The sequence below is a fragment of the Bacillus sp. AY2-1 genome (assembly GCF_008368965.1).
Taxonomy (GTDB): Bacteria; Bacillota; Bacilli; order Bacillales; family Bacillaceae_G; genus Bacillus_A; species Bacillus_A thuringiensis_S.
In genome coordinates this window covers 1-24,611 of sequence record NZ_QPEL01000060.1, presented here as the reverse complement: position 1 = coordinate 24,611, position 24,611 = coordinate 1, and the positions used below count along the sequence as shown (strand labels likewise).

Below are 24,611 nucleotides of genomic sequence, written 5' to 3'. Positions count from 1 at the left end.
GTTTTTGAAAATTACTAACAATTTCGTTGGTTTTGTGGATAAAGTTGTCCACAGCAAAAAGGACCCTTATGTATAAGGGTCCTTTTTGCTTACTTCTATCAGTCGAGAAAATTATGTAATGAAAATGAATAATTAGGGGGGAAACTTCTAATTATTCATTTTCACTTTAAATGCTTTTCGAGCGATATCCTGCTGCACGATCTGCTTTTTGAAATTCTCGTTGATAGAGAACTTCTTGTGTACTAGATAATGTATTTTTTGCTTTATCACGTTTCTTTTTATCCATTACAAATCACCTCGTGTCTTAAAGTTACTATTTATCGTTTCCAAAGACATGAGGGGATATACGCATATGGAAAATGTTAATGATTGATTATCATTTCAGAAAATTTAGATTATGCTTCTTTTAATTGATGAGCATCTTGGAAGGTTGTATCTCGCATTGTAGCAAGTGTGTATTGATCTTTTGGAATTTCATATAAGTTATATACTTCTTCGTTTGCGTTAATTTCATCATATACGGCTTTTCTTGTTTCGTTTGCTAGATTTACATATTGCAGTTTTTCTGCAGCTTTAATAGAACGAATATTTATTTTACGAATACGCATGAAGATTGTTTCAATATCTAATTCATAGAAAAGTTCACTAAAAAATGAATCTTTTGCTAATTTATTATAGCCTTTTCCATGATATGGTTTGCCGAGCCATGTCCCGAGAAACCCAGCTTTTTCTTGCACATCAAATAAAGTAATTGTTCCGATGGGGTTACCCCATTCATCTAAAATTGTGCGTGAAATTAATTCACCACGCTCTTCAGCTTCAATTGTTTGTTTCGTTAAGAATAAATATTCTTCATAAGAATAAGCCTTTTGACGCACAAAAGGGAAGACAGCTGGATCCACCATTAACTCGTATAGAACGTGGCTGTCGTGTAAGTCGCGTTTTTTCAACATACTAACTCCTCCTCACACGAGGGTAGCATGACGAAAAAACACCCCACCCTCGAAATTTTTATATCAATCTTTAAAAAATTTCGGGGTGGGAATCGAACCCACTAGAACCAGTTTCTAACGCTGGTGGCGCACCATTTGCCTTCCCCATTCATCAATTTGAAAATGATAATCACGACACAAATTGATTATGGTTTCATTCAGTTTATAATCGTATAATACTTTATCTAGTCAAAAAAATAAACTAGTTTTTTTTATTTTTTTTGTAAATTATTTTTCCATCAATCATAGTTAGTACAGGCTTGGCTAAATAATGAAAAGGATGATGAGTCCATAACACGAGATCGGCGTCTTTTCCAACCTCGATACTTCCAATTCTATCCTCTAAACGCAAATTTCGCGCTGGGAATATGGTGATTCCTTCTAGTGCTGTTTTCTCATCTAACCCTTCTCTTACTGCAACAGCAGCACAAATATTTAAATATTGAATGGGTGTATAAGGATGGTCTGTCGTTATAGAAACTTCCACACCATTTTTGGATAATATATGGTAAGTATCCCATGTCTTGTTTTTTAGTTCGATTTTAGAACGGCGTGTCAGAGTGGGACCAACTGAAACCTTCAAATTGTGTTTCGAAAGCTCTTCAACAAGAAAGTGTCCTTCTGTACAATGTTCAATACGTAGATCGAGGTTGAATTCCGTTGCAAAGCGTAGCGCAGAACTAATATCATCTGCTCGGTGAGCGTGGATACGTACGGGTATTTCACGACGTAATGCTTTTAAAATAGGAAGCATTCGAAAATCAGCTTCGTGCCCGTAGTGTTGTGCTTCATAGAATGATTCCCGTAGTAACCCCATAATCCCCATACGTGTTATGGATTCTTTCGTTCCATTACTATGGACCTTTTTAGGATTTTCTCCAAAGGCAATCTTTAAACCAGCAGGTTCTTGAATAATCATATGATCAATACAAGTTCCAGCTGTTTTTATTACACAAGTAGTACCCCCGATAATATTTTGACTACCAGGCATAACGTGAACGGTTGTAATTCCATTTTGCACAGCGTCTTGAAAGGCAATATCGAAAGGGTGGATACCATCTAAAGAACGAATATGTGGTGTTGAAACTTCAGATGTTTCATTGGCATCATTTCCAGCCCAACCAGTACCTTCATCATAGAGACCAAGGTGAGTATGGACATCAATAAAGCCAGGTAAGAGATGGAGTGCCCGTGCATCTATAACGGTCATATCTTGAGTAGGTTGAATAAAAGGTTTGACCTCGGTAATTCGCTCTTCTGTAACGAGTACATCGCCTTGAAACTTTGGAGATGTAATAGGGTATACAATGGCTTGTTTGAGCAATATTTTCATAGGTACCTCATTTCTGTTACTTTATAATGCTAATGGAAGTTAAGGGAAAGTAACTGAAAGGTTATTTGTATGGTAATGCTTCGGATCCTAGAAAATGAAAGTTTTAAAAGGGCCCATGTAAAATTTTGTTTTAGAAGTACTACATTGTATGCGAAAGTATATTTTGTAATGCATGGTCTATTGCCGGAAATGTGTATTGGTATCCATGTTTAATTGCTTTACTAGGTAATACATGTTGCCCTTCTAGTACAAGTATGCTCATCTCACCTAATAAGGCGTGAAGCATAAATGAAGGGACAGGCAGCCAATGTGGTTTTCTCGTTGCGGCAGCGATGGTTTTTCCAAATTCCTTCATTCTTATAGGTGTTGGTGCTGTCATATTAAGAGGGCCATCAATTTCTTTTTTGTGTATGATGAAATCCATCATACGAACGACATCGTCTATATGAATCCATGATAACCATTGCTTCCCAGAACCAATGGTGCCGCCGATATAGAATTGATAGGGAAGTAACATCTTTGGCAAGGCTCCGCCATCTGCACCTAATACAACGCCAAATCTTGTGTAAATTGTTCTTATTCCGAGAGAACATGCTTTAGCTGCTTCTTGCTCCCATAAAAATACTGTTTCTGCTAAAAAATCATTTCCGGGAGTTTCTTGTTGCTCAGTAAAAGACTCTATTTCAGATGTTCCGTAGTATCCAATAGCACTTGCATTAATAAATGTATGTGGTTTTGTTTCCATTACTTGTAGTTGTTGAATAAGTCCTTTTGTTGTTTGAATTCTACTGTTTAATATTGTTTCTTTTTGTTTTTTTGTCCATCTACTATTGATAGATTCTCCAGCTAGATTAATGACTACATCGATAGAGGAGAGTGGAAAGGTAGATAAATCTGGTGTCCAGTGTACGTATTGAAGGTTATGGTTTGAGGTTCTAGTAGTTTTCTTTCGAGTAAGAATGTAGACCATATATCCTTTTTGAATAAAAAAAGTAGAGAGGTATTTACCAATAAAACCAGTGCCACCAGAAATTGCGATTTTCATAATCATTTCCTCCTCATTATATATATTCTTGAAAAGAAAAAATGTTCCTCGACTATGTTAAAATAATAGGGAGGTGAGAGTATGGCTGTCATTACAAAAATAGAAGTACAAAAGCGATCGAAAGAACGATTTAATATTTATATTGATAAAGGCCAAGGTGAAGAGTACGGGTTTAGTGTGGATCAAGTAATCTTAATGAAACATGGATTACAAAAAGGCTTAGAAATTGATGAAATAGAGTTAGGAAATATTTTGTACAATGAAGAGGTACAAAAAGCATATTTACAAGCAATCTCCTATTTATCCTATCAAATGAGAACAAAACAAGAAATAGAAGATTTTTTACGAAAAAAAGAAGTGGGACAGGCCATCATCTCTGAAGTCGTTTCGAAATTATTACATGACCGATATATTAATGATAAAGAGTACGCGGTTTTATATACGCGAACGCAAAGTAATGTGAATCGAAAAGGTCCAACTGTTATTAAAAGAGAGTTGTTAAATAAAGGTGTTCAGGATTTAATTATTATGCATAGTTTACAAGAATATCCGAAGGAAAAGCAAATTGAGAATGCCTTGTTTCTCATAGAAAAGAAAAAAAAATCTTATCAAAAGCATTCTTTTTTACAAATGAAGCTAAAGTTGGATGAGATGCTTGTTCGAAAAGGGTATTCTAGAGAAGTAATTCAAATTTGTTTGGAAGAATTGAAAGACGAAAGAGATGACGAAAAGCAACAAGAAGCGTTACACTATCATGGGAATAAGTATTATGAGAAATATAAGAAGTATGATGGATGGACATTTGAAAACAAGATGAAACAAGCGTTATATCGAAAAGGATTCTCTATTGATGAGATAGAGATATTTTTACAAATGAAACGTGAAGAGGGATGAGGGGAATAATGAGATGAATATGCCAAAACGCTACAGTGAAATGACACCACATGAGCTTAGAGAAGAAATTGGGGATTTGAAGGAGCAAGCAATAAAGGCTGAACAGCTTGGAATTGTAAATGAGTTCGATGTATTAATGAGAAAGATGGCAATGGCTCGCGCTTATATGACTGATATAAACAAATTCCATATTGGTGAAACATATGAATTAATAGAAGAACCTGGTATATTATTTAAAATTACTTACTTCAATGGGGTATTCGCTTGGGGTTATAAACAAAATGATAATGAAGAGATTGGAATACCAATTTCCTTATTGCAAGAAAAATAAAAACCAGAGAGCAAATATCTCTCTGGTTTTCATCTTTGGTAGGCGTTAAAGGAGATAGGAGATTCTAAAATTGGCGTTTTTTACATTCGTTGGCCAATATAATGAGAGACTGGGTTTGCTGCGTCTGTCCGTTAACTTGCGCTTTCGCATGTTTCGGACGAGTCCACGTATGGTTAAATAATTCAGAACGACTATCTAAACGATCACGGTAGCTCATCTTTATCACCTCGTGTAGGAAGTTAATTTTTTAGGTTGTAACTGTATTACTCTTCCTGCTGATTTGCAGCACGCATACGTTCTTGTGGGTGCGTGTTAATTGTGCCGTTAGGTCGCTTCGAAGCGAAGCGTGATTTCGCTTTCGGCTGACCGTCGATTTTGCTGTTGTTTTTTGACTCAGACCAAAATTCGGCTTGTTTACCCATTGCGAACGCCCTCCTCATCATCAGTTGATACCTCTTTAAGAAGTATCACTTATAGAATGTGCAAAACAGAAGAAACTATCCTTTAGAAATGAAGGGATAAATAGGGAAAAGGAGATTAGAACATGAATGATATTTATGAAGCATTAACGAAAGAATTATTAGATAAGAATGACAAGCTTTCTTACGGACAAGCACGTGCGTGGGTTGAATTACTTTGGGAAGATTTTCAAACAACTTATGCAAAATCAGGGCGTTATCAAGGTGAGGAAATGACTGAGCAAGTGGTACGATCATGGATTAATAATCATGGTGTACGCCTTCATGAAATGCGTACAAATAATCCGAAGTATAGCCATTTAATTAATCAAGAAGATCATTTGAAACATTAAAAAAAGCGACTTAAGTCGCTTTTTTTAATGTGGAAGTAATTCCAGCTTTTTTCGAAGTTTTTCTTCACTAAAAATCCATCCTGTATAGGAACTAATAATATTTAAATTATGGTCGAGCTGAACAATCGCGACAAATGGATAATAATCTTTACTGCGATACCGTAAATCAATGAATCGTACTTCATAATAATGATCATGATCAAAAATATCCCAGCGATATACAGGAGAGAAAGATAGGAAGGCCGAGATGTTTTCATCTTGTTTAGCTGCTCGCATAATATCATTTTCTGGGAACGGTACCCGATCGAATTTGTCATATATCATGATGTTACCACGGTGCCATCTCGCAACGTAGTAATAATCAGCTGTAACGACTGCTAAATGATAATGATAAAATCGGTAAGAAGGAGAAATGATAATCTTTTCGACATTTTTGAAACGTTTGTGTACAACGCTTCTTATATTTCGGTGCATCATAACCCGTCCGATATAGTAAATAATCATTAATATATATGCTGCTAAGGCTGTGTATCCTTTATGAGAACCGACGAGCATGCAAGCAATTGCAAGTATATGGATAAAGAAAATTACGGTATCAAATGTATTAATCACGCCGAGTGCGACCCATTTTTTTGTGAAAGGCCGTAATGCTTGTGTACCATAGGCGTTAAAAATATCGACAAAGACGTGAAGGAAGACTGCAATAAATGACCAAAGTAGTAGATGAAGATATGGAGCGTCTGAAAAGAAGGCGAAAGAGATGCCACTTATAAGAAATGACCAAAGAATTACCGCGGGAATGGAATGAGTAACTCCGCGATGATTTCTTATATATTTAGCGTTATTACGCAATTTTAAAACTGTGTCAATGTCAGGAATGTTGGAACCAGCAATTGTAGCAAGCATAACAGCTTGTGGGCCAATATCACTTTGTGCTATGGCTGGATCTAATGTTGCTAAGCTACCTAAAGTGATACCCATAACAAGGTGAGTGGCTGTGTCCATAAAAATCCACCTCCGTTTTTTATTAATGTAACTCTTTTTATTCGATACCTCAAGTCCTTTGCCTTCAATTTCCTATGTCATCTTACTTAAATTTTTTCCTAAAATCTTTATAATAGTACTTATATGCAAAAAAATGAGGGGGATCAAGTTTGACACTTGAAATACTAAAAAAATTTAATATAGAGCAGTTTCAAAATGATTTAATTGGTTGGTTTGAAGAGGAGCAGCGCGACTTACCATGGAGAAAAAATAAAGATCCATACCGCGTTTGGGTTTCTGAGATTATGTTACAGCAAACAAGAGTAGAAGCCGTAAAACCATATTACGCAAATTTTATGGGGAAGTTTCCTACACTTGAAGCGTTAGCGAACGCAGATGATGAAGAAGTATTAAAAGCATGGGAAGGTTTAGGATATTATTCTAGAGCACGTAATTTACATGCGGCAGTAAAAGAGGTAAAAGAAGTATACGGCGGGGTTGTACCAAGTGATGTAAAGAAAATTGAAAAGTTAAAAGGAGTCGGACCATATACAAAAGGTGCTATTTTAAGTATTGCATATGGTATACCAGAGCCGGCAGTTGATGGAAATGTTATGCGTGTATTATCTCGCATTTTATCAGTATGGGATGATATTGCAAAACCGAAGACTCGAAAAGTTTTTGAAGAGATTGTGCGTGAAATTATTTCAGTAGAAAACCCATCTTATTTTAATCAGGGATTGATGGAATTAGGTGCACTGATTTGTATTCCTAAAAATCCATCGTGCTTACTTTGTCCTGTACGTGAGCATTGCAGAGGATATGCTGAAGGTGTTCAAAAAGAATTACCAGTAAAAAGTAAAGCGAAAGCTCCTAAAATGGTACCTATTGTTGCAGGAGTACTTCAAACTGAAGACGGTCGTTACGTTATTAATAAACGTCCAAGTACAGGTTTGTTAGCTAATATGTGGGAGTTTCCTAATGCTGAACTTGGAGAAGGTATTCGAAATCAGAAGGAACAGCTTATAGATTATATGAAAGAAAAATTTGAACTCGCGGTTTCTATTGATGAATATGCAATGAATGTACAACATACGTTTACACATCGTACTTGGGATATATTTGTATTTTATGGAAAGGTAACTGGCAATATTGTTGATACAGATACATTGAAATTTGTATCGAAAGAAGCATTTGAGCAATTACCTTTTTCGAAATCGCATCGTACTATTTACGAAAATTGCGTGGAGAAAATTACAATACAATAAATAAAAAAGTGTTCCCAATCTAGGGAACACTTTTTTAGTCGTAAGAAATTTTTGTCCCATGAGTCCAACTAGCTTCACCTTCTTGTAAGCCGCCTCTTGATTCAATTTCTACTACAATTTCTTTGTAAATACTTTGACCTTCTGCATTTAAATAAGGCAGAATCTGTTGTAGTGAGTGATGAAAATAAGCTAATTCATCTTCTTTCCATTCATGTTTTGAAACCATTGTTAGTTCAGTCATATCGCGTCCTATATACATATTTCCACCTCCATTTCTTATAGTTTGAATAAGTAACAAAAGATATATGCGGAAATTATTCAAAATAAAATTACGGATAGCCTCTAAGTGAATTGGTTACATTATTGGTTGTGGAGGTGAGAAAGATGAGTAAAAAACAACAAGGTTATAACAAGGCAACTTCTGGTGCTAGCATTCAAAGTACAAATGCTAGTTATGGTACAGAGTTTGCGACTGAAACAAATGTACAAGCAGTAAAACAAGCAAACGCACAATCAGAAGCAAAGAAAGCACAAGCTTCTGGTGCACAAAGTGCAAACGCTAGCTATGGTACAGAATTTGCAACTGAAACAGACGTGCATGCTGTGAAAAAACAAAATGCTAAGTCAGCTGCAAAACAATCACAATCTTCTAGTTCAAACGAGTAATGAAAGAAAAACACTTCTCCAATTCGAGAGAAGTGTTTTCTTTGTGTGTGGATCTTTGTAATGAAAAGAAAATGAACGACATAACTTCTAATAAGTCAACAAATGTAGTCAAAGGAAAAGGAAGTTAACAATTAGAAATATGTAATTAGGAATAATAACTGATGAATAAGTCCAAAGGGGGTAAGTAATGAACGATTTTGATAAGTTGGTAGGGGAGCAATTAGAAACGATGGATGAGTTGTTAAAGTTACAAGCACATCTAGAGAAGTATCAACAAATTGAAATGAATGAAAAAGATATGTGCGATAAAAAGGAACTGCATTTTATCCGTCAGGAAATATATAGAACAGAAGTAGCGTTGAAGATGTTACATGAGAAATTTGAAGAACAAACAAATAGTGTAATCCAATCTTTTGCAACTGAAAAAATGATTTCAAATTTAGGATAAGATATATCATTGTCTCAGGTGAAAAGTCCTTCAAATAGAGAAGGGCTTTTTTTATTACATGTCCTCGTTTATCCCGCTATTTGCCGGGCAATAAGACCCCCACCTCAAAATTCAGCGAAAGCAAAGAAGTTAGGTGGGGGGCGGGCTGCCCGTAAAAGCCCGATTGGTGAGGGCTGATTAAAGTTTCACTTTATAAATAATACAATACAATCCTTGTTTCCTGAGAAGATTGGGGATTATTGTATTCAACGATAAACCTCCTGCATATTCAGTGTGGAAAATAGAGTCTTATCCCTTTAGTTTTAAAATTTTGACAAAAAAGTTATAATAGAAAAAAAGTGAATGCCGTTCAAAGGGCATTTGCAGTTGAAAGAAGGGAGCATATATGGGATTTCCCAAAGAAGGAGAAAAAGTACAAATACATAGTTATAAACATAATGGCTCCATTCATAGAATGTGGGAAGAAACAACAATTTTAAAAGGGACACAGAGTCTTGTGATCGGAGCGAATGATCGTACAGTAGTTACAGAATCAGATGGTCGAACATGGATTACGCGCGAACCAGCAATTTGTTATTTTCATGCTAACTATTGGTTTAATGTGATTGGGATGCTTAGGGAGGATGGCGTATATTATTATTGCAATTTAAGCTCACCTTTTGCGTATGATTCTGAAGCATTAAAGTATATTGATTATGATTTAGATATTAAAGTGTATCCAGATATGACATATACGCTTCTAGATGAAGATGAGTATGAAAAACATAGTCAAATTATGCAGTATCCACCTGTTATAGATACAATTTTAAAACGAAATGTAGCACATTTAACACAGTGGATTCATCAAAGAAAAGGTCCATTCGCACCAGATTTCGTAGATATGTGGTATGAACGATATTTAATGTACAGAAATTAAAACAAACCTGCAGGGAATTTCCCGGCAGGTTTGTCCTATTAGAGGGGGGGATTATGTGCAGGGCATAAAAAGATATTTACAATTTGTTAAACCATATCGATGGCTTATTGCTATTACAATTATTATTGGACTAGTTAAGTTCGGTATTCCACTTATTATGCCGTGGTTATTAAAGTATATTATCGATGATGTAATTCAAGGGGCGGGTTCACTTCAAGATAAAACATCTCAATTAATAACAGCGATTGGAATTGCTTTTTTTATTTTTGCGGTATTAAGACCACCGATTGAATATTATCGTCAATATTTCGCGCAACGTATCGCAAATACAATACTGTATGATTTGCGGAAGCATATTTTCGGTCACTTACAAAAGTTAAGCTTACGTTATTATTCGAATACGAAAACAGGGGAGATTATTTCACGGGTCATCCATGATGTAGAACAAACGAAAGATTTTGTAATTACAGGTTTGATGAACGTCTGGTTAGATACTGCAACAATTGCTATCGCTATCATTGTTATGTTTTCTATGAATATAAAATTAACATTTGTTGCGTTATTGATTTTACCTATTTATGTAATAGCAGTGAAATATTTTTTCGGACGTCTTCGGAAATTGACGAAAGAGCGTTCACAAGCGTTAGCGACGATGCAAGGGTATTTGCATGAACGTATTCAAGGAATGCAAGTGACACGTAGCTTTGCGTTAGAAGAGTATGAGGGGAAGCAGTTTGAAAAAAGAAATAATGAATTTTTAACGAAAGCATTAAACCATACAAGTTGGACGGCGAGAACATTTTCGGCAGTAAATACGTTAACCGATTTAGGTCCGTTACTTGTGATTGGTTTTGCAGCATATGAAGTAATTCAGGGGCAGTTAACGCTAGGGACGATGGTAGCCTTTGTTGGATATATGGATAGTTTATATAGTCCGCTTCGCCGCCTTGTTAATTCATCTACAACATTGACACAATCTTTTGCATCGATGGATCGTGTGTTTGAACTGTTAGATGAAAAATACGATATTGTTAATGTGCCAAATGCGATACAAACGGAAAAATTAAATGGAGAAATTGTATTTGATAATGTTTCTTTTCGTTATAATGCAGATGAAAAAGAGATATTACACAACTTGTCATTAACTATGCAGTCTGGAGAGAAAGTAGCGCTTGTAGGAGCGAGTGGAGGAGGGAAGTCATCTCTTGCTAGTTTGATCCCGCGTTTCTATGATGTTTCTGAAGGCACGGTTTATGTAGATGGCATAGATGTAAGGAAGTATAATATGAGAAATTTACGTAGTAATATTGGAATTGTACTGCAAGATAATTTATTGTTTAGCGATACAATTGAAGCTAATATTTTATATGGAAATCCGAAAGCTACAGAGAAAGAAGTGATTGCAGCTGCCAAAGCTGCGCAAATTCATGATTTTATTATAGATTTACCAGATGGTTATAATACTGTCGTTGGAGAACGTGGTGTGAAGCTATCGGGTGGGCAAAGGCAACGCGTGGCAATTGCACGCGTATTTCTAAAGAATCCGTCGGTACTTATATTGGATGAAGCAACTTCGGCTTTAGATTTAGAAAATGAAAGGTATATTCAAGAGGCGCTTCAGACGTTAGCTGCTGACCGGACAACGATTATAATTGCACATCGATTAGCGACAATTACGCATGTTGATACGATCATTTACATTGAAGACGGTCAGATTAAAGAAACCGGTTCTCATGAAGAGTTAATGCGAAAAAGAGGATTTTATTATAATTTATATCAACTTCAACATATAACAGAAACAGCTCCTTTAGCATAAAAGGAGCTGCTTTTTTATTCGTCTTCTTTTTTATCATCGATTTGGAGTTCTTTTTCTGGTTTATGGTATGTGTAGAAGCTATCTACAAGTAAATCTAAATGCTCTACTTCTTCACTATAGTTAATGATGGAAGAAATAAGAGGGAAGAGATGTAACCATGTTTTATATGCTTCTTCATCGTCCTTGTTTTGATATTCCATAAAGATATCAATTAATTCTTGTTTACCTGTTTCAACTTCATCAAGCATTTCAACTGATTGTTGTTTTTTTGCTTTACCAATGAATTTTAATAAAACTTGTTCATGATAATGCGTTAATGAATCAAGTTCGTTTTGGATAGATTCCTGAAATTCTTCCGGCATGTAGCGTAGTTCATTTTCAGTACGGTGTAATGATTTTAACGTACTTAAAGCACGGCTTGTTGTCGCTAACATTTGTCTGAATAAAACGAGCTTACGAATTTTTGCGAACTTTACTTTTTTCGTGTAGCTTCTTTCTTCTTTATACAGCAAATAGTAATGATTTAGTTTGATCATTTTTTCTTTCATACGATCAATATCAGTTTTTAGCGTTGTAAAATCAGAAGCCTGCCTGCTATTCATTCGAATCCATTTTACAATTTCTTCTGTATTATCAACGATACGATGATAAAGTTTTGTTTCATATTTCGGCGGCATAAATACTAAATTTACAAGTGAAGCCGCAATAATACCAATCATAATTGTCGCAAATCGAAGTAAGGCAAAACTAAAGAAGTCTTCGCCTTGATACTCCATAATGGCGATAACTGTTACTAAAGCAATTGATATTGTGTTTTCTAATCGTAATTGCAGTGTAAGAGCAATTACTAATATACATGTTAATCCAATAATAAAAGGATTATGTCCAAAAGCAGTAGCAAATGCGATAGCAAATATCGCACCGATTACATTTGCTTGAATCTGTTCAAGTGCGGTTAAATAAGAACGGTATACAGACGGTTGAACAGCAAAGATAGCTGAAATTCCCGCAAATACCGGACTCGGTAATTGAAGTAAAATACAAGCAAATAAAGCTAACGTGATGGCAATACCCGTTTTTAAAATGCGAGCACCAAGTTTCATACCCTTAATAAGATCCTTTCTCTTGTCATAATGAATGTACAACATGATACTATACATTCATTACAATATGTTAGCAAGTGATATTTTAGTGACGTTAAAAGAAATTAGTATTCATTTTATCCGGCTAATTGTGAACAGTAAGATTCCCGCCTCTAAATTCAGTAGCTGGATGCCGGTAAACGCTCAATTGCTGTAGGCTAATTAAAGTTTCACTTTATAATTTTTCCTAATTTCTTTTAAACATCAGTTTTTAGTAAAAAGACCTGCTGAATTTCAGCAGGTCTCAAATTGTTACTATAGATTACTATGAGAAGTGTACTTCGTCAATTTTTTCTTAATAATGAAAATTACTCATGTTACTCTGTTGAGATAGATGGATCTGCCTGTTCTTTTTTTGGGATAATTTCAAAAAACTGGTTCTGTATATCATCTAATAATGGGGTTAACAAAGCAACTTCCTCATATTGCTCATGCTCGTTTAGTACACGAATATAGTCTAGCAATAATTCAGTTACATCTTTCAAACCATTTTTACTAATTGATTGTAATGTAACATTTGCCCCTTTTGCAATTCTTCTTTTTAAGGCCTGTTCTGTTAAGCCTAAGTTTGAATCATGACGCAAATAAACAACACCGCCAGTCATGCCAGCGCAAATCCATGGACCAGGGTCACCTAAAACAAGCGCTCGCCCATTTGTCATATATTCAAAAGCAAAACCTTTAATATTGGAGTATGCACCTATATTTCCTTGCTCTTTTTCACGGAGTGGTTTTGTTATTCTACCTCCAATGATCATGTCTGCCCCAGAAAGGCGAATGCCAGCACGAGCATCAGCGTTCCCTTGCACGTATAGTGCCCCTTTTTGTGCCCCATATCCAAATCCTTTTCCGACAGAACCGTTATAATATACTCCGTCTTTTCCTTTTGATTTCGTTATATAAATACCACCACCAAAGGAAGTTTTACCAATGCCATCTTGTGCGCCGCCATTTACGTGTATAAATAAATTTTCACTATTGTAAGCACCTAACCCATTTCCAGGGATAGAACCATTCGTATACTTTAATGTAAGTGGTTCAAGTTGAGTAGCTTCATATAGTTTACTGCGAACGCGATAACATGATTCTAGACCGCCCATAACGCGTTGCTCTACACCAACGCCTACTAATTCTTTTGAGTCAGCGGAATGAACTGTTTTAAATTGTTTTTCTGGTACGTCTTTTGTTGTTGTAACAGATGGATGTTCTATTATTTGTAGTAAATTACATAAGTTTAATAAATTTTCGCCCCGAACTTGCTCTAATAAATCAGAACGCCCGACAATTGCTTGTAAATTTGTATACCCAAGCTGTCCTGTTAATCGTTTTAGTTCTACACCGAAAGAGGTGAATAAATTTAGCAGGCCAGCAACTGCGCTTTCTAATTCGCGTGGGACGAAGCGGCGTAATCCATGTTCTTTTGCCTGTGCTTCAGACTCAATTTGTGTCGCAATTCCAACATGGCAAGTATCTAGATGGCACCCACGGCAAGTAGTACAGCCGATTGCAATCATTGACAGTGTGCCAAATCCAATACGGTTTGCTCCGAGGAGCATGATTTTCAAGGCATCATTTACACTTCGAATACCACCATCTGCCCAAATCTCTACTTTATGTCTCATGCTCGCTTCTAATAAAGCGTTGTGAGCGGCTTTAACACCAATTTCTACAGGAAGACCTACATGTTGCAAGGCGTGAATACGTGCAGCACCTGTTCCACCATCGAATCCGCTAATGTTAATAAAATCAGCACCAGCTTTGGCGATACCGACAGCAATTGTTCCGATATTAGGAACAACAGGGACTTTCACGGCTACTTTGGCAAGTTGATTAGCTGTTTTAATTTCCGTAATCATTTGAGCTAAATCTTCAATTGAATAAATATCATGGTTGTTAGAAGGTGAAATTAAATCTGAGCCGATTGTCGCATTACGTGCTTCAGCGATTTTGGCTGTCACTTTTGAACCAGGTAAATGCCCACCTTCACCAGGCTTTGCGCCTTGACCGATTTTGATTTCAATTAAATTCGATGAGTTTAGTAGTTCGGCATTTACTCCAAATCGCCCAGATGCCACTTGTTGTCCGCGTGTATGTGGGTATTTCCCGATCATATCTTTAATTTCGCCGCCTTCACCGTTCAAGCTAATCATATTTAGCTGATCGGCCGCTTCTGCATATGCGCGAAAGGCAATTTCGTTTTGAGAACCAAATGACATAGAACTAATAATAAATGGTAAATTATGATTTTGAATGCCGATAGATACTTCTTCAGTTGGAACGACATGTTTTGTTTGTTTCGTTTGAACAAGGTGTCTGATTGCGATTGGATTATTCTCTTCTAGTTCACTTAACTTGTCACGGTAGTCATCATAAGGATTTCCTTTTGCAACATCGCCGATTGCTTTCCAAATTCGCGGGAATATATGAAATGATTTTCGCATTCTAATTTTAGGATTGTTATAATCCTCTGCTCGTATTTTTGCATCTTCAGCAAGTGATTCAAGTGAAAAAGCTAAATCATTTGAACCGAAGAAATTTGTGATTTGTAATATATTTGCAATTTCCTCATGTAACCCAATAGATGAATAGAGACGTCCGTAACCACGTAACTCATGAATTCCAATTGTTGAAATGACTTTTTCTAATCCTTTATTAAGTGCATTATACAGATTCGTAATTGGTATTTTTGTTCCATCACTTACAGTCGCGAATAATAAATATGGATTAATACTATCTGCTCCTAATCCATATAGCGTGACAATGTCATGTAAGGAGCGAAGGGCACCAGAACGTATAACGAGAGAACAATTGCGGCGTAATTTATTTTCACTTAATTCTTGATGTACTTTCGCGGTAACTAAATGTGGATCAATCCACAAGCGTTCATTTAGATGGGCTTTTGCGTCATCTAATACTAGTAGGGAAGCACCATTGTTAACAGCAGCTATCGCTTCAGAACTAATGCGGCTTAATGCACATTGCAGGGTTTCTGACGAGCTGAATGTAGCAGAGATTGTGGCAATAGAGTTATGAGTCCTAAATAACGCTGTGAGTTGTTCGTACGTAATTGTGTGTAATTCCTCTGCAATAGGTTGTGCCACGCTGCCTTCTAAAATAATTGGTGAAAGCATTTCAACTACAAATGGCCGTTTTGCGCCGCTTAATAAACTTGGACGCTCTCCAAGTACAGTACGTGTAGAGAAGTGTTCAATTTCACGGTCACGGTCAATTGCTGGGTTTGTAACAACAGCTACACTTTCTTTAATAAAGTCAGCGATATTTCGTCTATCAGTATCAAGTGCGGCAAGTGGTGAGTCATGCCCAAGTGAGCGTATTGGTTCAACACCTTTTGTTGCCATCTGTTCAAGAAGCTGAATATGTTCTCGGTCCCATCCGAAAGCGACGTATTGTTTCGTTTCAACTTGAACAAAATCACATAGCCCTTGGATTTTTTGCGTTTCAGGGATAGATAAATTTAAATGATAATTGGTAGTATCAATTCGCTTTTTAAAACGGTTATATACTTGGATTTGATATTTGTCATATTCATAAAGAACAAGTTCATCTTGTTCATTCCATTTTAATCCGACCTTTTCTCCAGGGGCGAGTGGCTTTGGTTCTGCTACATATTTAGTTGGTGATACAACTCCAGGTTCAGAAGAGAAAATATAAGAGCTTTCTGTCTCTACTTTCCATACTGGGCGTAATCCAAGGGAATCAACGCTGAAAACAGCTTCATCTTTAAAACGGGAAATGATGCCAGCTGGTCCTTGTGCAAAATGTCCCCATGCTTCACGTATATACGTATATAAATCTTGTAAAGGTGTTTCATAAAGTTTAATTTCATTAATAATTGGTGGAAATAGTATTTCCATTGCTTCAAATAAACTGTAGTCGTATTGAACAAGTAGGGTTTCTAAGGTGCGGTTTAAATCTTGAGAGTCACTGCCTCCAGCAGTAAGTGGTACATCAATCATTTCAGCTTGATCGCGTAATTTTGCGATTGTGTTAATTTCACCATTATGTCCGAGAATACTAAATGGTTGTACACGAAAAAAATTAGATAATGTATTAGTAGAGTAGCGGTTATGTCCTAATGTCATAGTTGAAGCGATAAGTGGATGTTGTAAATCATTATAGTAGGCAACAAGTGTATCACCAGCACCTAGAACTTTATATACAACATGATCACGACTTAATGAAGCAACATGAATTGCTTCGTTTTCCTCTATTTTTATTGTGACAGAAAATAATGTTTGCTCAATATTTGTAATTTCATTTTCTGCGATAAGGGCAACTTGCCAAAATAAAGGTTCTTCTTGTTTACCGAGTGGACCGAGCGCATCTGAGTTTGTTACATCATCACTTTCGAAAATGATAGTAAAGTTTTTGTTGTTTAATTGCGTACGAATATAATCTTTTAAGGCAGTAATGTTTTCTTTTTTATTTAGAAAAAAATGTCCAACGATAAAGTGGGGATGATCCACAATCGTTGGATTATATCCACTACTTTTTAGTTTTTCATTCCAAAGCGTTTTTGGTACATCAATGTGAATGCCGATGCCATCGCCCTCGCCATTAATGAAACCAGCTCTATGATTCATTTTGACGAGTGATTGTATGCAAAGGTCAATGTTTTCTTTTGTAGGAATTTTTCGTTTCTCCATAACGGAAACGATTCCACACGCATCATGTTCTGCATTTCTATAATCTCGAAATAAAGACGGTGTCCATGTATTTGTTTTATTGAGCATCCGTCAATCCCCCCTCTTGTAAAAGTTAGAATAATCTTACTATTTAAGGTGTGAATCACCTTGTACACAGAGATAGTAATGATGTAAAAGAATATAAAACAGATAATTATGAATAATTATACTATTAATGTGGGATTTATGAAATAGAAAAAAGGAAAAAAGAAAGATGTGCTTTCTTTTTTCCTTTTAATGACGAGATTATTTGCTATCTGCTAAAGCAGCAAATGCTCTGCCTACAGCTTCAATTGTATATTCAATATCTTCTTTTGTATGTTCTGTCGTTAAGAACCATGCCTCGTATTTTGAAGGTGCTAAGTTAACTCCTTCTTGAAGCATTAGCTTGAAGAATTTACCGAACATTTCACCGTCTGTATCTTGTGCTGCATCGTAATCTTCAATTGTATTTGTTGTGAAGTATACAGTTAAAGCGCCTTTTAGGCGGTTTAATGTAATATCGATATTATGTTTTGCAGCTTGCTCTAAAATTCCTTTTTCAAGCATGGCACCAAGTTCATCTAATTTCTCATAAAGTCCTTCTTGTTGAAGAACTTCTAGACAAGCAATACCAGATGCCATAGAAGCAGGATTTCCTGCCATTGTACCTGCTTGATATGCAGGGCCAAGCGGAGCAACTTGTTCCATAATTTCTTTCTTACCACCGTAAGCACCGATTGGAAGTCCGCCGCCAATAACTTTACCAAGAGCTGTTAAGTCTGGTGTTACGCCAAGTAAATCTTGAGCACCACCGTACATGAAGCGGAAAGCGGTAATAACTTCATCATAAATTACTAGTGCGCCAGCTTCATGAACAAGTTCATTCACTTTCTCAAGGAATCCAGGTTTTGGCTCTACAATACCGAAGTTTCCAACAATCGGTTCTACAAGAATAGCCGCTACTTCATGTCCCCATTTATCTAACGCTTCTTTTAAAGTTTCTACATTATTAAATGGAACAGTAATAACTTCTTGAGCGATACTTTGTGGTACGCCGGCTGAGTCAGGTGTTCCTAGTGTAGAAGGACCAGATCCAGCTGCTACAAGTACTAAATCAGAATGACCGTGGTAACAACCAGCAAATTTCATGATTTTTGTGCGGCCTGTGTAAGCACGAGCAACACGAATTGTCGTCATTACTGCTTCAGTACCAGAGTTTACAAAGCGTACTTTATCTAAAGCAGGCATTGCCTCTTTTAACATTTTTGCAAATTTTACTTCTAGCGCTGTTGGTGTTCCGTAAAGTACACCATTTTCAGCAGCTGTTGTAATTGCTTTTGTGATGTGCGGGTGAGCATGTCCAGTAATAATAGGACCGTATGCTGCTAAATAATCGATATATTTATTTCCGTCTACATCCCAGAAATAAGCACCTTTTCCACGTTCCATAGCAACAGGAGCGCCACCGCCAACTGCTTTAAAAGAACGAGAAGGACTATTAACGCCGCCAACGATATGTTCTAAAGCTTCTTTATGTAATGCTTCTGATTTTGTGAATTTCACTACCATTCATCTCCTTACAAAAATCTATGTATTATTCTAACATGTTTTTCGAAAAGACGTATTGTTTGTGATAGAGAAGGCAGTTGGGTAAACTATTCGTTGTGACATTTAGGAGGGGGGTCCGATTATGAAATCGGTAATTGAGGTACAAGGGTTACGTAAAGAATTTACAGCCTATTCAAGTCGTCTGGGTTTAAAGGGTGCATTTCGCGATTTATTAAATCGTAATTATAAAATAGTACCAGCAGTAAATGATGTATCTTTTACTGTAAAACAAGGTGAGATGGTTGGTTATATCGGTGAGAACGGTGCTGGTAAATCAACAACAATTAAAATGCTTACGGGGATTTTGACTCCGACATCAGGAGAGATTTTAGTAAATGGGATGAACCCACATAAGCAGAGAGAAGAATTTGTAAGAACCATTGGTGTTGTTTTCGGTCAACGTTCACAACTTTGGTGGGATATTGCTGTACAAGAATCTTTTCGTTTATTAAAAAAAGTGTACGGTGTATCAGACGCTCAGTATAAAGAGCATATGGAACACGTGATTGAAACGTTAGATATTGGTCCTTTATTAGATAAGCCAGTTCGAAAGTTATCTCTAGGTCAAAGAATGCGTTGTGAATTAGCGGCAGCATTAATTCATAACCCACCGTTATTATTTTTAGATGAACCAACAATTGGGCTAGATGTACTTGTGAAATTGAAAATACGTGAATTTTTAAAAGAAATGAATGAACGTTATAAAACAACAATTTTATTAACAACCCATGATATTACTGATATTGAAGCATTATGTGAGCGTGTTATCATGCTGGATGAAGGAAATATTATGTATGACGGTTCTTTAAATAATCTTCGTACGCAGTGGGGAGCAGAGAAGGAAATACATTTTCAGTTTATTGCACCAGTTTCCTATCAGGCTTTATCAATGGTTATGCCAGATAGTCATGTCGTTTGGTCGAAAGCGAAAGAGGAAAACGCGTGGGTTGCAAAAATACCGAATGAAGAAGTTATTATTTCAATGCTTATTTCTAAAGTAGTACAAGCCTTTCAAATTAAAGATTTAAAAATTAATGAAGTGTCTACAGAGGAAATTATTCGTAACATTTATGAAGAAGGTATTAAACATGGGTAAGTATATTGAAATGATTCGAATTCGCTTTTTAATGATGCTTGCGTATCGCACAAATTATTATAGCGGGATTTTAATTTATACGATTAATATCGGTGCGTATTATTTTTTATGGCAAGCAATTTATAGCGGAAAAGAGAACATTGAAAGTTTATCTATTTCGCAAATGACTACGTATATCGCAATTGCGTGGATGGCACGTGCCTTTTATTTTAATAATATAGATAGGGAAATTGCGATGGAGATTCAAGAAGGACGTGTAGCGGTAGAACTGATTCGTCCATATAATTATTTAGGGATGAAAGTGATGCAAGGTCTTGGGGAAGGGATATTTCGTTTTGCATTTTTTTCAATTCCAGGTATGGTTATCGTTACGTTATTATTTTCATTGCAAATTACAACGAATTTTCAAACGTGGTTATATTTCTTCTTGTCTCTAATATTTAGTTTTATTATTAATACACAAATTAATTTAATGACGGGAATGCTCACGTTCTTCCTATTTAATAATAGTGGAATTATGTATGCAAAACGCGTTGTTATTGATTTATTTTCTGGTCTATTATTACCGATTAGTTTTTATCCGTTATGGGCCCAAAAGGCAATGATGTTTTTACCGTTTCAAGCCATTAGTTATATTCCGAGTATGATTTTTTCAGAAGGTATACAAGGAAATAAATTGTATGAGGCATTATTATTCCAAGTAATTTGGGCGATTGTCCTTATTATTCCAATTGTACTTATGTGGAGAACGGCGAGAAAACGTCTAATTGTACAAGGGGGATGATGAGATGATATATATAAAACTATTTTTGCAATATGCAAGCCAATATATAAAAACAAAATTGGAGTATCGGGGCGATTTTATCGTTGGATTACTTTCTGATTTATCACTACAGGCTGTTAATTTAATCTTTATTCTCGTTGTGTTTGGGCATACACAAGCATTAAAAGGCTGGAGTAGAGAAGAAGTAATCTTTATTTATGGTTTCTTTTTAGTGCCGTTTGCCATTTTCTCAGCTTTCTTTAACATATGGGACTTTAATGATCGTTACATTATTAAAGGGGAGATGGATCGTATATTAACGAGACCGATTCATAGCTTGTTTCAAATTATATTAGAAAGAATGGAACTTGAGTCTTTAATTGGGGCCATTACAGGAATGATTGTAATGGGATATGCAGCTGTAGAGTTACAATTATCTTTTTACTGGTATGATTTCTTCTTATTTATATTGATGGTAGGAGGAGGCGCACTTGTATATGGAGGGATATTTGTTACGCTTGCGAGCCTTGGTTTTTGGTCAGATGCGAAAAGTTCAATTATGCCCCTTATGTATAACATAGGTAATTACGGGCGCTATCCTGTTAATATTTATAATCGTGTAATTCGTTTCATTTTAACGTTTGTTTTACCGTTTGCGTTTGTTGGAGTATATCCAGCAGCATACTTTTTAAGAAAAACAGAATGGAATAGTTATGCATTCGCGACGCCAATTGTTGGTGTTATCTGTTTTACGATTGCAATCACTCTTTGGAATCAAGGGGTAAAAAGGTACCGTGGTGCTGGGAATTAATTATAGAAGCTTGTTTGTTTCTAAGGGATAAATCCAATGGTCGTCTCATACATATAAAATGAGGTGGAGGACATGTTATGGGGATTTATTCTATTACTTGCAGCAATCGCTATTTTGAAAAGTGTCCAATTATTATGGAGTTCCTATTCAGATTCAACGCGTTTTTTTTCGCTGTATAATTTGGCCACATTATTTTTAATCTATACAACAGTACTGATCGCGTTTGGATTAAGTTACGTTGTATTAGAGGAAATGGGTTTCGCAGTTTTGAAAGAGGACGGAGAAAGTTTGAACGCTCATTCTTTTCAACTCGTTGAAGTTTGTTTATATTTTAGCGCAGTTACTTTATTGTCTGTTGGATATGGTGACATATCTCCGATTGGAATTGGGCGATGGATTGCAATTGCAGAAGCGCTAATTGGATATACACTCCCTTTTGCTTTTGTGATGAGGTCTGTAATAGACAATGAAAAATAAGGAAGCATTTGTTATAGTAAAGGAAAAGAGTAGGAGTGATAACTATGATTACAGTAGGAGAAATGGCACCAGAATTCACATTAGAGGGAAGTAACGGAGAAGAAGTTAGCCTAGCTGATTTCCGCGGTAAAAATGTAGTTCTCTATTTTTACCCGAAAGATATGACGCCAGGATGTACAACTGAAGCATGTGATTTTCGTGATGCGTATGGAGTATTTCAAGAGAAGGATACGGTTATTCTTGGAGTAAGTCCTGATTCAGCGAATAGACATTTGAAATTCATTGAGAAACATGAATTGCCATTTACACTTTTAGTAGATGAAGATCATAAAGTAGCAGAGTTATATGATGTTTGGAAGCTGAAAAAGAACTTTGGGAAAGAGTATATGGGAATCGAGCGTTCTACATTCCTTATTAATAAAGATGGTGAACTTGTGAAAGAGTGGCGTAAAGTGAAAGTGAAAGGACATATTGAGGATGTTCTTTCTTATATAAAATAAATCTATAGTGGAGATAAAATATGCAGAAACAAGGCAAGTGTCTATACATATTTTACTGCCTTACATAAAGTGGAAGTGTAGGGCATACCTCCTCAGATGATAGTATTCCAAGTGCGATTATGTCGCACTTTTTTCTATGTAATATATGAAGAAAAAGGGAAAGATACATAAAAACAAGCCCTGAATATAAAAATAAACCACATACTTATAGTAGAAATATTGACGATTTATAAGAAAAGGAGTACACTCTTTATAAGAATTATAAAATAATAATCCGTATAGAATCGGGGTGCATGACGGTGGTCAAAGAAGAATTAAAAGAAGCGCTAGAAATGCTGAAAAATACGGGTGTACGCATTACTCCACAGCGTCATGCTATTTTAGAGTACCTTGTGGAATCAATGACGCACCCAACAGCGGATGACATTTATAAAGCATTAGAAGGTAAGTTTCCAAATATGAGTGTTGCAACTGTCTATAATAACTTACGTGTATTTAAAGAGGTTGGACTTGTAAAGGAATTAACTTATGGAGACGCTTCAAGTAGATTTGATTATGTTACAAGTCAACATTATCATGTGATTTGTGAAAAATGTGGTAAGATTGTTGATTTTCCTTATGGAGGTTTGGAACAACTTGAAGAGGAAGCTGCAAAAACGACAGGCTTCGTTATTAATAGTCATCGCTTAGAAATTTATGGCGTTTGTCCAGAGTGTCATAAGGCGTAATATATAATAAAGAAAGAGGCTGACGGCTATACGTCAGCCTCTTTCTTTATTATATAAGGATTAGCGTGAGGTTAATCGGGATTTACAGTGCTAAGTTAGTAAGAAGGGTTAGATAAAAGTTTGTCGAATTTACTTTGTATTGGTGGAAATGAATTCTTGGAGGGGACATTTTGAAGAAATATGAGATTAAAAGTGACATTCCAACATTGGAAGAATATAAATATTTATGTGATTCTGTGGGATGGACTAATTATATGAACTTTGAGGTGGCGGAAATATCACTTCAAAATTCGATTTACTGTATAACAGTCAAGGATAATAATCAAATCATCGGCATGGGGAGAATTGTTGGTGATGGGGCTATCTATTTCTATATTCAAGATATAGTGGTTCATCCAGAGTATCAAAAGAATGGTATTGGAAAGAAAATAATGAATACTTTAGTAGAATACTTAAATCAGAATGCTCCAGATAAAGCATTCATTGGTTTGTTTGCGTCGCAAGGTAAAACGTCATTCTACGAAAAATATGATTTTAAAGATTATTCGCCTAACATGACAGGGATGTTTACTGTTATTTCGAAAAAATAGGTGTAATAAATTTAATAAAACAATTAAAAAGTTGATTTCTTAAGAAATCAACTTTTTAATGAGTTGAAACGTTTGTAGTGTTGCAAACTCGTATTTCCCTTGATACTTATGATTTATAACTCTTCTTATTATACTTTTCATCAAATTCTTTTCCTTCTAGATCTCGATCTAGTGTTAAAGGTTGATTGCAGTGCATACATGCATCGACACGGCCGAGCATTTTTGTTGGCTTATCACAGCTTGGACAAATAATTTGGATAGTCTTAGTAGATAACATACCAATCCAAAAGTAAACGACAGTGCTAGCGATAACAGCTAAAAAGCCAACCATCATAAACGTTGTCATAACAATAATGTTTTCGCGGAAAAAGACACCTAAGTATGCAATGAAGAGGCCGATAAATACTAAACTTAATGCAAAGGTCCGGATTTTATTGATTTTGTTTGAATACTTAATGCTCATTCTCACCACACTCCTATAATAATAATATAACATAAAATTTAGAATTTTCACTCTCGTGTAAATTGATAAAGGGATAAGATATGAAATGGATAGGAGGGGAGCCATGAAGAATGAATGGGTGCTATAATGATTTTTACAGCGATTTTTAAGTTTTTAACGGGATGTGAAATTTTTTTGTAAAAAGTATTGACCCTGTATATACTGCATGATATATTAATAACCGTCGCTGATGCGGAAACGC

Annotated in this window: 27 protein-coding genes; 15 read left to right on the top strand and 12 right to left on the bottom strand. The window is 35.8% G+C overall.

All coding sequences use genetic code 11. The features are described from left to right. Positions 1-166 precede the first annotated feature (166 nt). The 4 genes from DN403_RS14885 to DN403_RS14870 form a co-directional block, all read right to left on the bottom strand. Positions 167-286 (bottom strand): YfhE family protein, encoded by a 120-nt coding sequence (locus DN403_RS14885; protein WP_000358482.1) that lies wholly within the window; start codon positions 284-286, stop codon positions 167-169. A gap of 109 nt (positions 287-395) precedes the next feature. Then, entirely contained in the window at positions 396-953 is a 558-nt protein-coding gene (locus DN403_RS14880) for a GNAT family N-acetyltransferase (protein ID WP_000914737.1), read from the bottom strand. Positions 954-1,194: 241 nt separating this feature from the next. Further along, positions 1,195-2,325: an amidohydrolase gene (locus DN403_RS14875; protein ID WP_000698293.1), complete on the bottom strand. Its 1,131-nt coding sequence runs from the start codon at positions 2,323-2,325 to the stop codon at positions 1,195-1,197. 139 nt (positions 2,326-2,464) lie between these two features. Then, positions 2,465-3,370 carry a TIGR01777 family oxidoreductase gene (locus DN403_RS14870; RefSeq protein ID WP_000684386.1) on the bottom strand — a complete coding sequence of 302 codons (906 nt, stop codon included), beginning with the start codon at positions 3,368-3,370 and terminating at the stop codon, positions 2,465-2,467. A gap of 81 nt (positions 3,371-3,451) precedes the next feature. Between DN403_RS14870 and recX the strand changes: the two genes are divergently transcribed. Together recX and DN403_RS14860 are read left to right on the top strand one after the other, a co-directional pair. Beyond that, entirely contained in the window at positions 3,452-4,264 is an 813-nt protein-coding gene (gene recX / locus DN403_RS14865) for a recombination regulator RecX (protein ID WP_000268512.1), read from the top strand. A gap of 13 nt (positions 4,265-4,277) precedes the next feature. Beyond that, the gene (locus tag DN403_RS14860; protein WP_001057028.1) at positions 4,278-4,595 is read left to right on the top strand and encodes a YfhH family protein; all 318 of its coding nucleotides are present in this window, start codon (positions 4,278-4,280) and stop codon (positions 4,593-4,595) included. A 64-nt stretch (positions 4,596-4,659) separates the two neighbouring features. Here DN403_RS14860 and DN403_RS14855 read toward each other — a convergent pair whose 3' ends face one another. Both DN403_RS14855 and DN403_RS14850 read right to left on the bottom strand, forming a co-directional pair. Next, positions 4,660-4,812: a YpzG family protein gene (locus DN403_RS14855; protein ID WP_000122093.1), complete on the bottom strand. Its 153-nt coding sequence runs from the start codon at positions 4,810-4,812 to the stop codon at positions 4,660-4,662. Positions 4,813-4,858: 46 nt separating this feature from the next. Further along, a complete protein-coding gene (locus DN403_RS14850) occupies positions 4,859-5,017 on the bottom strand; it encodes a small, acid-soluble spore protein K (RefSeq protein WP_000517891.1) in 159 nt (52 codons plus the stop codon). 122 nt (positions 5,018-5,139) lie between these two features. Here DN403_RS14850 and DN403_RS14845 point away from each other — a divergent pair, with 122 nt between their 5' ends. Then, positions 5,140-5,406 carry a YfhJ family protein gene (locus tag DN403_RS14845; RefSeq protein WP_000998159.1) on the top strand — a complete coding sequence of 89 codons (267 nt, stop codon included), beginning with the start codon at positions 5,140-5,142 and terminating at the stop codon, positions 5,404-5,406. 24 nt (positions 5,407-5,430) lie between these two features. Here DN403_RS14845 and DN403_RS14840 read toward each other — a convergent pair whose 3' ends face one another. Further along, positions 5,431-6,411: a metal-dependent hydrolase gene (locus tag DN403_RS14840; RefSeq protein ID WP_000379114.1), complete on the bottom strand. Its 981-nt coding sequence runs from the start codon at positions 6,409-6,411 to the stop codon at positions 5,431-5,433. A gap of 149 nt (positions 6,412-6,560) precedes the next feature. Between DN403_RS14840 and mutY the strand changes: the two genes are divergently transcribed. Then, the gene (gene mutY, locus DN403_RS14835) at positions 6,561-7,658 is read left to right on the top strand and encodes an A/G-specific adenine glycosylase (RefSeq protein ID WP_000171380.1); all 1,098 of its coding nucleotides are present in this window, start codon (positions 6,561-6,563) and stop codon (positions 7,656-7,658) included. A gap of 34 nt (positions 7,659-7,692) precedes the next feature. Here mutY and DN403_RS14830 read toward each other — a convergent pair whose 3' ends face one another. Then, positions 7,693-7,917, bottom strand: coding sequence for a hypothetical protein (locus DN403_RS14830; RefSeq protein WP_000275441.1), 225 nt, complete (start codon positions 7,915-7,917; stop codon positions 7,693-7,695). Between the two features lie 125 nt (positions 7,918-8,042). Between DN403_RS14830 and DN403_RS14825 the strand changes: the two genes are divergently transcribed. The 4 genes from DN403_RS14825 to DN403_RS14810 all read left to right on the top strand — a co-directional run bounded on the left by DN403_RS14825 (position 8,043) and on the right by DN403_RS14810 (position 11,504). Continuing rightward, complete coding sequence (locus DN403_RS14825; protein ID WP_000039034.1) at positions 8,043-8,324, top strand: gamma-type small acid-soluble spore protein; 282 nt, start codon at positions 8,043-8,045, stop codon at positions 8,322-8,324. A 187-nt stretch (positions 8,325-8,511) separates the two neighbouring features. Beyond that, positions 8,512-8,772: a YgaB family protein gene (locus tag DN403_RS14820; protein ID WP_000997574.1), complete on the top strand. Its 261-nt coding sequence runs from the start codon at positions 8,512-8,514 to the stop codon at positions 8,770-8,772. 385 nt (positions 8,773-9,157) lie between these two features. Next, positions 9,158-9,688 carry a nucleoside tri-diphosphate phosphatase gene (gene ntdP / locus DN403_RS14815; protein ID WP_000506625.1) on the top strand — a complete coding sequence of 177 codons (531 nt, stop codon included), beginning with the start codon at positions 9,158-9,160 and terminating at the stop codon, positions 9,686-9,688. A gap of 55 nt (positions 9,689-9,743) precedes the next feature. Beyond that, entirely contained in the window at positions 9,744-11,504 is a 1,761-nt protein-coding gene (locus DN403_RS14810) for an ABC transporter ATP-binding protein (protein ID WP_001161591.1), read from the top strand. Positions 11,505-11,518: 14 nt separating this feature from the next. On the opposite strand, the gene DN403_RS14805 is transcribed toward DN403_RS14810, so the two are convergent. From DN403_RS14805 to hemL, 3 genes are all read right to left on the bottom strand, one after another. After that, the gene (locus tag DN403_RS14805) at positions 11,519-12,607 is read right to left on the bottom strand and encodes an aromatic acid exporter family protein (protein WP_000765787.1); all 1,089 of its coding nucleotides are present in this window, start codon (positions 12,605-12,607) and stop codon (positions 11,519-11,521) included. Between the two features lie 356 nt (positions 12,608-12,963). Then, positions 12,964-17,400, bottom strand: coding sequence for a glutamate synthase-related protein (locus tag DN403_RS14800; protein ID WP_098437571.1), 4,437 nt, complete (start codon positions 17,398-17,400; stop codon positions 12,964-12,966). Positions 17,401-17,598: 198 nt separating this feature from the next. Further along, positions 17,599-18,903: a glutamate-1-semialdehyde-2,1-aminomutase gene (gene hemL / locus DN403_RS14795; protein WP_000260533.1), complete on the bottom strand. Its 1,305-nt coding sequence runs from the start codon at positions 18,901-18,903 to the stop codon at positions 17,599-17,601. A gap of 121 nt (positions 18,904-19,024) precedes the next feature. Here hemL and DN403_RS14790 point away from each other — a divergent pair, with 121 nt between their 5' ends. The 7 genes from DN403_RS14790 (at position 19,025) to DN403_RS14760 (ending at position 23,907) form a co-directional block, all read left to right on the top strand. Further along, positions 19,025-20,038: an ABC transporter ATP-binding protein gene (locus tag DN403_RS14790; RefSeq protein ID WP_149185556.1), complete on the top strand. Its 1,014-nt coding sequence runs from the start codon at positions 19,025-19,027 to the stop codon at positions 20,036-20,038. Next, entirely contained in the window at positions 20,031-20,822 is a 792-nt protein-coding gene (locus DN403_RS14785; protein ID WP_000521515.1) for an ABC transporter permease, read from the top strand. The genes DN403_RS14790 and DN403_RS14785 overlap by 8 nt, the downstream gene beginning before the upstream one ends. Positions 20,823-20,826: 4 nt before the next feature. Then, on the top strand, positions 20,827-21,612 hold the full coding sequence (locus DN403_RS14780; protein WP_000639350.1) for an ABC transporter permease: 786 nt from the start codon (positions 20,827-20,829) through the stop codon (positions 21,610-21,612). Positions 21,613-21,684: 72 nt separating this feature from the next. After that, positions 21,685-22,089: a potassium channel family protein gene (locus tag DN403_RS14775; protein WP_000964360.1), complete on the top strand. Its 405-nt coding sequence runs from the start codon at positions 21,685-21,687 to the stop codon at positions 22,087-22,089. 44 nt (positions 22,090-22,133) lie between these two features. Next, positions 22,134-22,589 carry a thioredoxin-dependent thiol peroxidase gene (gene bcp / locus DN403_RS14770; protein ID WP_000633711.1) on the top strand — a complete coding sequence of 152 codons (456 nt, stop codon included), beginning with the start codon at positions 22,134-22,136 and terminating at the stop codon, positions 22,587-22,589. Between the two features lie 299 nt (positions 22,590-22,888). Further along, positions 22,889-23,317: a peroxide-responsive transcriptional repressor PerR gene (perR, locus tag DN403_RS14765; RefSeq protein WP_000237831.1), complete on the top strand. Its 429-nt coding sequence runs from the start codon at positions 22,889-22,891 to the stop codon at positions 23,315-23,317. 170 nt (positions 23,318-23,487) lie between these two features. Beyond that, complete coding sequence (locus DN403_RS14760; RefSeq protein WP_000759743.1) at positions 23,488-23,907, top strand: GNAT family N-acetyltransferase; 420 nt, start codon at positions 23,488-23,490, stop codon at positions 23,905-23,907. A gap of 106 nt (positions 23,908-24,013) precedes the next feature. On the opposite strand, the gene DN403_RS14755 is transcribed toward DN403_RS14760, so the two are convergent. Then, positions 24,014-24,370, bottom strand: a complete 357-nt coding sequence (locus DN403_RS14755; protein WP_000025067.1) for a YgzB family protein — start codon at positions 24,368-24,370, stop codon at positions 24,014-24,016. Positions 24,371-24,611: the final 241 nt, after the last annotated feature.